6 protein-coding genes are annotated in these 6,904 nt (G+C 42.2%); 3 read left to right on the top strand and 3 right to left on the bottom strand.

The features are described 5' to 3' along the window. The coding region (locus tag BUB85_RS11500) for a transposase family protein (protein ID WP_143160704.1) at positions 1 to 238 on the bottom strand (238 nt) is incomplete at its 3' end. Positions 239 to 334: 96 nt separating this feature from the next. Further along, positions 335 to 670, bottom strand: coding sequence for a TetR family transcriptional regulator (locus BUB85_RS22445; RefSeq protein WP_084534014.1), 336 nt, complete (start codon positions 668 to 670; stop codon positions 335 to 337). Positions 671 to 1,019: 349 nt separating this feature from the next. Here BUB85_RS22445 and BUB85_RS11490 point away from each other — a divergent pair, with 349 nt between their 5' ends. Next, complete coding sequence (locus BUB85_RS11490) at positions 1,020 to 2,735, top strand: L-lactate permease (RefSeq protein WP_073110542.1); 1,716 nt, start codon at positions 1,020 to 1,022, stop codon at positions 2,733 to 2,735. A 219-nt stretch (positions 2,736 to 2,954) separates the two neighbouring features. Then, positions 2,955 to 3,650, top strand: coding sequence for a GntR family transcriptional regulator (locus BUB85_RS11485; RefSeq protein WP_084534013.1), 696 nt, complete (start codon positions 2,955 to 2,957; stop codon positions 3,648 to 3,650). 1 nt (position 3,651) lies between these two features. Here BUB85_RS11485 and BUB85_RS11480 read toward each other — a convergent pair whose 3' ends face one another. After that, positions 3,652 to 4,563, bottom strand: a complete 912-nt coding sequence (locus BUB85_RS11480; protein WP_073110518.1) for a radical SAM protein — start codon at positions 4,561 to 4,563, stop codon at positions 3,652 to 3,654. 207 nt (positions 4,564 to 4,770) lie between these two features. Here BUB85_RS11480 and BUB85_RS11475 point away from each other — a divergent pair, with 207 nt between their 5' ends. Next, positions 4,771 to 6,762, top strand: a complete 1,992-nt coding sequence (locus BUB85_RS11475; RefSeq protein WP_073110513.1) for a sodium-translocating pyrophosphatase — start codon at positions 4,771 to 4,773, stop codon at positions 6,760 to 6,762. The last annotated feature ends 142 nt before the right edge of the window (positions 6,763 to 6,904 follow it).

Genomic DNA, 6,904 nt, shown 5'->3' with positions numbered 1-6,904 from the left:
AATTCTCATGATTGAAATTTTCTTCCATTTCTCTCATTGTATGCTGTCCGCAGATATTTTTGAGAATCGCCATATACCCAAGATCAGTCTGCGAATACGTGATGTAACTTGAATCTCTTGGATCGTTCATTTCCGAGATCCATTGTTGTAAATAATGAAAGAAATGATTTGCAACCATCATAAAATCAACTATTCCACGGTCCTGTTTCTTTCGTTCACGTTTTTCTTTCTTTGTCATTCGTAAAAACCTCCTGTGCGAAAAATTTGTTACTTATATTTTACCGCACAAGAGGTACTCCTGCTTAGATTCTGGTTATTTTATTGCGAAAAGTTTTTATTCCTCAACGCTGTCATAGAGTGAATTCTGACCAACATACTGGAAACAGGCCAGGTAGAATCTTCGATTTTCATAAAGGCATTTGCAAACATTGGAGAAGCTGTCAACCAATTTGGCGGGATCGGCGAATGAATTTACATTCGTGAGCATATCGGAATAAAAGATCCAGTTAATCAGTTCGTACTTATCTTTAAAATGATAATAGAAAGTGTTCCGACTGATATTGCAATATGTAGTAATGGACTTCACCGAAATTTTTGACAAAGGCTGGGTTTGCAGAAGGCTCTTGAGAGCGGATGCAAGCGCATCTTTAGTAATAAGATTATTGGACATATTATCAAACTCCTTTGACTGGTTTAAGCATACTTCTAAAAAGTGTGGCAAAAATGCACAAAAATTAATTTGAAGTGACACTTGGATTGTTAGTTATCTATAAAAACTATTATGGCATAAATTTTAACGATAAACAATAATCCGGCGAGATAAAGTTTTGCGCAGATTTCAAAAATGCACAAATTAGAATGACAAAATCAGGAAAGTGCACAAATCTGAAAAATCAAATCACAAAATGTGCACACTTCTTAAACAATTCAGTTTTTCGCTTAAGGAAAATATGAATTTCTTCTATTATACTAAGCACATAAGACTTGATGGGAATAAACATGGAAGGAGTGAAGTGATTGTGTATGCAATTATTGCAGCAGTACCAATCTTGTTGACAGTAGTCTTCATGGTTGGGTTTAATTGGCCGGCAAAGAGAGCACTGCCGGTATCGTGGTTTTGTGCGTGTCTTGTAGCCGGCTTTATATGGAAGATGGGGGCTTTGGAAATAGGGGCACAGACAATTGCCGGATTTTTAAGTGCATTTGAAACGTTATGTATTATATTCGGCGCCATTTTGTTGATGAATGTTCTGAAACAATCTGGAGCAATGGCAGCAATTAATAGAATTTTTTCTAATATTACGAAGGATGCACGAATTCAGGCTGTTATTGTAGGATATGTATTTGCCGGATTTATAGAAGGTGCAGCCGGATTCGGAACACCGGCAGCACTGGCAGCACCGATTCTGATCAGTTTGGGGTTCCCGCCACTGGCGGCAGCAGCTGTTTGTCTGATATACAACTCGACTCCGGTTTGTCCGGGTCCGGTTGGTGTACCCACACTGACTGCATCGGCAACAGTAGCGGATGCAGTGAAGAATCTGGGAGGGGATCCTGATAAGTTTACGATGCTTCTGACAAAATGGACCTGTATTCCACACATGATTGGTGGATTCGCAATTATTATTCTGGGCTTATGTGTACTGTGCAAAATATTCGGAAAAAATAAAACTTTTAAAGATGTGGTACCTGCCATTCCGTTTTGCCTGTTTACCGGCGGTGTTATTGCCGTGATTTATCTGACGATGGCGATATTTGCTGGTCCGGAGCTTACATCGATGGTGGCGTTTCTTGGATCGCTTCCAATCGTGATTTTTGCAGCTAAGAAAGGCTTTTTGATGCCAAAAGAGGTATGGACCTTTGAGGGGATGCAAAAGTGGGGCGACAAGAGCTGGATGTCAACAAAGGCGATCAGCGAGACAAGGGATAAAGGCATGAGCGCAATTAAAGCATGGCTCCCATATATTATTATCGGTATCGTTCTGGTATTGACAAGAGTTGCAGTATTCAAGATCAAACCGATTTTGAATGATGAGCCGTTTATCCTGCATGTGGATCATATTTTCGGGTTTGAAAATATCAATTGGGATTTCAAGTTCCTTTGGAATCCGGGAATCTTACCATTTATGCTTATTGCGCTGTTGACGATCTTTGTGCATAAGATGACAAAGGAGGAAGCAAAACTGGCAATCACCGATTCGTTCAAACAGATCTCAGGTGCAGCAGTTGCATTATTGTTCGGAGTTGCAATGGTAAATCTGTACCGTTACACAAATTCTGCAGATATCGGTGCAAAGATTGTGTCAGAGACTGTCAAAGAATTTACATACGCAAACAGCAGTATGCTTTATGTGATGGCCGATGCCCTTGCGAATATTTTCCACAGCGCTTACTTTATTGTTGCGCCGCTGATTGGTGTTCTTGGTGCATTTATGTCAGGATCATGTACTGTTTCCAATACACTGTTCTCTTCCTTGCAGTTTGAGACGGCAACATTGCTTGGTATGTCACAGATTTTGATTGTTGCGCTGCAGAATATGGGTGGAGCAATCGGGAATATGGTATGTGTTAATAATATTGTATCGGTATGTGCGACTACAGGAACCAGTGGAAATGAAGGCAAATTGATTCGCACCAACATTGTTCCCTGTATCATTTACTGTGCGATTGTTGCAGCTATTGTGGGAATCTTTCTTGCCGTTGGTGTCAATCCGATGCCGGAGATTATGGGATAATACAGTGGTTTCATAACAATTTATACTTTGCCCGAAGGGCCAATATAAATATATAGGAAGTATAGCATTCGAAGTATTATAAGTTAGGGAAGGAATACTAGCAAACTGTCAGGTTTGTCCAAAAATCTGACAGTTTGTTTTTTTGATGTAATGCTATGGGAATGGCTTCGTGTTATAATGAAATATAAAAAATAAAAATGAAAAGGATGGTGGACGATTGTGCAGTTATATGACAGAAGAGAAAATGAGAACAATGTGGAGTATGCGTACCGCGTGGTTCGCCGTAATATTATGACATTACAGATGATTCCGGGAACCCGCATCAGTGTGGATGATATTATGAAACAATTGAATATGCCTGTGCAGATTGTCAGGGAGGTAACAGATAAGCTAGAGGATGAACTGTTGATGCAGAGTGCTGCGAGGGATGTACTCATGGTGACAAAAATTGACATTAGCGTGTTCCGGGAAGGTTTTTTTATGAGGTCTGTCGTTGAGCCAAAGCTGATAGAACAGCTTGCAGGATATGCAAGCACGAAGGGAATTGAACGGCTGAATGAAAATCTTATTATGCAAAAAGCGTTAATAGAAGGGACGGAAGGAGATGTGGAAGAATTTTTTCATCTTGATGATGATTTTCATCGTATTATCTATCATCTGGCAGGGAAACCGAATATCTGGAATGCGGTGCGGCGAGTTTGTACACATTATGACCGGATTCGGTTTCTTGACATCATCGAAAATCAGATTGATCTGAAGGGGACGTATGAGGAACACCAGCGGATTGCAGACTATCTCTTTACAGGGATTCCGGAGAAATCAGACATTCATGAGTTTTATGAAACGCATTTGGGAACATATCTCCGAAATCTGCTGCAGTTGATGGAGGAGCATCCGGAATATTTTGTCTCATAGATTACCATTTTCCGGGAGAGATCTGAGTCGGCTTTGCTGACTTGGAGTGTTGAATATTGTTTTTGAGTATGGTAATCAGCTGTTCTTGGTTTGAAGGTAAAAAGCCAATTAATGGAACGGCATTGGAGACGTGATTTGCCACAAAAAGGCATTCGTTGCTCAAAAGTTTCAGATTTTCCAAAAGCAGGAGTTCTTCCTCCAGGATTTCTTTCTGAACCAGCGGATGAAATCTTCCCTGCTGGATTGCGTCAGCCAGGGGAGAATGGTCAAATGGGGTCAGAGTCATGACCCGGATGGAGGCAGGAGAAGTCTGATTATAGAAGCTAATCGTGTCTTCCGTGTGCTCTCTGCTGTGTTCTTTTCCACCGAGCCCCAGAATAGAACTTAAGCCGTATTGGATACCGCATTCTTCGAGAATAGAGAGTGATTCCAGCATTTGGTCACGGGTCTCGCCTTTGTTGCAGAGTGTGAGAACTTCGTTATTTCCAGATTCAATTCCAATATAAAGGATATCCAGACCTGCGGATGCCAGAGCAGACAGTTCTTCTCTGCTTTTGTGGAGTACATCGTCTGCGCGGGCATACATACGGAAATTCTGTACATAGGGCAGATACATGTGGACGAGATTGAACGTGTCCAGCAGGTAGGCGGTCTTAAAAGCCAGAACATTGCCGCCGGTCAAAAAAAGATCAGGAGTTGTGCTGCCGGTGAGGGATAAATTTATCAGGTTGGAAATCAGCTCTTCACGCGGGATGAGCTGAAGTGGAATTTTGTCTGCCAGATACTGGCAAAACGTACATTTTCCATAACTGCAGCCGATGGATACTTCAAGAATCATACTGGCGGCTTCAACCGGCGGACGATAGACGATGTTTTCTGGTGACAACAGTGTTTTACTATCTGAATTTGACATGGTATTTCCTCCTTTGCTGAAACATATACTTTTCTAGATTAGTGTATCACTGGATCAAGAAAAAAACGTATGTCAATATAGCGCATGTGTCCAAAAAAAAGAAACAAAAGGGGCGAATTGCATAGAAATTTCAAATAAATATTGTCAACTTACCATATGCTGTGCTAGAATGTATGCACTATACATAAATCTATGGGAGGATTTGAAATGGAAATGTTAATGAAAGTAGTTCCGGTATTCGGAGTGCTTGCATTACTTTTTGCTGCGTATCTTGCTGCAAAAGTAAATAAAGCGGAAGCCGGAACAGACAAAATGAAAGAGATTGCAAGTTCCATCAGTGAGGGAGCAAAGGCGTTCCTTACAGCGGAGTACAAAATTCTTGTAATCTTTGTGGTTATCCTGTTTGTTCTGATCGGATTTGGAATCGGAAACTGGATTACTGCAATCTGCTTCGTAGTCGGAGCAGCATTTTCGACAATTGCAGGATACTGCGGTATGACTGTGGCAACAAAAGCTAACGTAAGAACAGCGAATGCAGCAAGAACAAGCGGCATGAACAAAGCGTTGTCCATCGCATTCTCAGGCGGAGCCGTTATGGGTATGTGCGTGGCAGGTCTTGGCGTTCTCGGTGTCAGCGTGATCTATGTGATCACAGGCAATGTTGAAGTGTTATCAGGATTCAGTCTTGGTGCTTCTTCTATCGCATTGTTTGCCCGTGTTGGTGGTGGTATCTACACAAAAGCAGCTGACGTTGGAGCTGACCTTGTAGGTAAGGTTGAAGCAGGTATCCCTGAGGACGATCCGCGTAACCCGGCTGTTATCGCCGATAACGTAGGTGACAATGTAGGTGACGTTGCAGGTATGGGTGCCGACCTTTTCGAGTCATACGTAGGTGCACTGATTTCAGCAATCACACTTGGAATTTTATTCGTAGCAGATGATCCGCTGCCGGGAGCAACTTATCCGTTGGTTATCGCAGGTCTTGGTCTGCTGGCTTCTATCCTTGGTACATTCTTCGTAAGAGGAGATGAAAATTCGAACCCGCATAAAGCACTGAAAGCTGGTACATATGCATCGAGCGTTATCGTTGTAATCGTAGCTTTCGTATTCAGTAAATATCTGTTTGGCGATTTCAAGGCTGCCATTGCAATTCTGGCAGGTCTGGTTGTCGGATTACTGATCGGAATCATCACAGAAGTATATACTTCTGGAGATTACAAATTTGTAAAAGAGATTGCTGACCAGTCTGAGACAGGTTCCGCAACCACAATCATCAGTGGTCTTGCAGTTGGTATGCAGTCTACAGCAGTTCCGATTCTTCTGATCTGCGTGGGAATCTTTGCAGCATATACATCCTGCGGATTATACGGAATCGCACTTGCGGCAGTGGGAATGCTTTCAACAACAGCAATCACAGTTGCAGTGGATGCTTATGGCCCAATCGCTGACAATGCCGGTGGTATCGCTGAGATGTCAGGTCTGGATCATGAAGTTCGTAACATCACGGACAAGTTAGATGCGGTTGGTAATACAACAGCAGCTATGGGAAAAGGTTTTGCAATCGGTTCTGCAGCTCTTACAGCACTTGCACTGTTTGTATCCTATGCAAATGCAGTAAACTTAAGCGAGATCGACATCCTGAACAACCGTGTTATTATTGGTCTGTTCATCGGTGGTATGCTTCCGTTCCTGTTCTCATCTATGACCATGCAGTCTGTATCCAAGGCAGCATATCAGATGATCGAGGAAGTAAGACGCCAGTTCAAAACTATGCCTGGTATTATGGAAGGGACAACAAAACCAGACTACAAGTCATGTGTTGCAATTTCCACAACAGCAGCGCTGAAAGAGATGTTAATTCCTGGTATCATGGCAGTACTGTCTCCGCTCGTAGTCGGAATCCTCTTAGGACCGGCAGCACTCGGCGGACTTCTTGCAGGAGCACTCGTAACAGGTGTTATGATGGCAATCTTCATGTCCAACGCAGGTGGTGCATGGGATAATGCCAAGAAGTACATCGAAGATGGAAACCATGGCGGAAAAGGAAGTGAAGCTCACAAGGCAGCTGTAGTTGGAGATACCGTAGGAGATCCGTTCAAGGATACTTCAGGTCCTTCTATCAACATCCTGATCAAGCTGATGACGATCGTTTCACTGGTATTTGCACCATTATTCTTATCAATCGGCGGAATACTGTAAGAGATTTGGAAACTATTAAGACAAGTAAAAAATGAGATAGATTTATTATTGTAAAGTGAATGTATAGGGTAAAAAATGCCTCCTTTTTAGGAGGCATTTTTTTGAACGTCCGATTTGCTTACAGAAAAATTCTTTTGAGAAA

It is taken from the genome of Hespellia stercorisuis DSM 15480, from assembly GCF_900142165.1.
Classification (GTDB): Bacteria; Bacillota; Clostridia; order Lachnospirales; family Lachnospiraceae; genus Hespellia; species Hespellia stercorisuis.
Note: the sequence above shows the minus strand (reverse complement) of the source record. Positions and strands in the feature narration are given on the sequence as shown.

What these genes read in the sequence shown, in the direction of transcription:
- BUB85_RS11475 (WP_073110513.1), top strand. Translation starts at nt 4,771, where the DNA reads ATGGAAATGTTAATGAAAGTAGTTCCGGTATTCGGAGTGCTTGCATTA.
- BUB85_RS22445 (WP_084534014.1), bottom strand. Translation starts at nt 670, where the DNA reads ATGTCCAATAATCTTATTACTAAAGATGCGCTTGCATCCGCTCTCAAG.
- BUB85_RS11480 (WP_073110518.1), bottom strand. Translation starts at nt 4,563, where the DNA reads ATGTCAAATTCAGATAGTAAAACACTGTTGTCACCAGAAAACATCGTC.